The sequence below is a fragment of the Mesorhizobium sp. M7A.F.Ca.MR.362.00.0.0 genome, assembly GCF_004023175.1.
GTDB lineage: Bacteria > Pseudomonadota > Alphaproteobacteria > Rhizobiales > Rhizobiaceae > Mesorhizobium.
The window spans coordinates 1-1,402 of the sequence record NZ_RZTF01000597.1 but is presented as its reverse complement, the minus strand read 5'-3'; the positions used below and the strand labels follow the sequence as shown (position 1 = coordinate 1,402).

The 1,402-nt window shown below is 63.9% G+C and carries 2 protein-coding genes; both read left to right on the top strand.

Annotated features, from left to right (window positions below; genetic code table 11):
- Positions 1-100: 100 nt before the first annotated feature.
- The gene (locus tag EOC06_RS44435; protein WP_245470371.1) at positions 101-259 is read left to right on the top strand and encodes a hypothetical protein; all 159 of its coding nucleotides are present in this window, start codon (positions 101-103) and stop codon (positions 257-259) included.
- A 62-nt stretch (positions 260-321) separates the two neighbouring features.
- Positions 322-1,402, top strand: a 1,081-nt coding sequence (locus EOC06_RS35720) for an FAD-binding oxidoreductase (protein WP_164898951.1), incomplete at its 3' end; no start/stop codon positions are given.

Here is a 1,402-nt window from a genome sequence, read left to right as displayed (position 1 = left end):
CAACGGGCAGTGCGTCGGTCTCGGCTCGCTCTTCAAAGTTCATTTCACAGCGTTGCCGATCACGGACTACCGGTCAGTCTATCCGGGTGCGTCCGAACGCATGAAGCTCGACCTGTTCCACAAGGGTCTGCTCGACCGCGGCGTGCTTTCGGCGAGTTACGGACTCTTCGCGCTTTCCACCTCCATGACCGAGGAAGACGCACGCGAGATCCTTTCCGCAATCGACGGCGCCCTCGCAGCAATCGCTCCGAAGCAATGACGTAGCGCGTCCAGCGCCGGATCCATCCGGCACGGGACGACGCAGCAACAGATGGAAGTCACATGACAGCTTCTCCTCACGTCGTCGTCATCGGTGCGGGTACCCTCGGTATGTGTTCTGCGCACGCGCTCGCGGAACAGGGCGCTCGCGTCACCGTCATCGACGCACAATCCATTGCGTCAGGATCCAGCGGCCGCTCGGTCGGGGTCGTTGGGACACAGCTCACGGATCCGTTCGAGATACAGCTGCGCATGCAATCGGTGCAGCGCGTCCGCCGGTGGCAAGAGCGCCTCGGTCTCGGCTTCAGCCCTATCGGCTACCTGCGTCTGGCGCGCACCTCCGAGCAGATGGAACTGTTCGCGCGCTCGGTGGAGATCCAGCGCGATGCCGGCTTCAGATCCAGGGTCTACCAGGCGAACGAGCTTCAGCAACTCGTGCCGCACTTGAGTTCAGATGGGCTCGAAGGCGGCATCTTCGGGCCGGACGACGGCTTCCTCGATCCCCACGAAATGTGCACGCTGCTGGCGCAACAGGTGAAGAAGCTCGGCTCCGAGGTTTTCCAGTTCCGCAAGCTGCTTGGTGCCGCGCGGACATCCGGTGGCTATCGGTTGGACACCAGCAAGGGGCCGATCGGCTGCGACTTCGTCGTGAATGCGGCAGGCGCCTGGGCGCCACGCGTTGCCGAGATGCTCGGACAGACGCTGCACATCCACCCCGAGCGCCACGAGGCGCTGACAATCCACTTGGACGCGCCGCTCCCGTACACAATGCCGATGGTCATGGATCTGGTGAACGGGCAGGGCACGGGACTCAACTTTCGGCACGAGAAAGCGAGCGAGCTCATCGCCGAGATACACAAGGTAAGTTCGCCGTCGCCCGAAGATCCGGACAACTACAACGAGCAGTGCGAGGAAGGGTCCAAGGTCATGCTGGCCGAGATGCTGATCGAACGCCTGCCTGATCTGCCGGGCGCCCGGCTCGGCCGGGGCTGGGCAGGCCTCTACCCTGTCACCGCCGACCACCGTCCCTATGTCGGACCAGTCGATCAGTCGGAGCCCGGTCTGATCACCGCGGCCGGTGCGGGCGGCTACGGGATTCAGCTCGCGCCGGTGATTGGGCTGATCGTCGCAGACTGGGTGCTCA

Bases quoted from the DNA above. Each gene is read 5' to 3' on its own strand.
- EOC06_RS44435 (WP_245470371.1), top strand. From the start codon at position 101: ATGAAGCTCGACCTGTTCCACAAGGGTCTGCTCGACCGCGGCGTGCTT.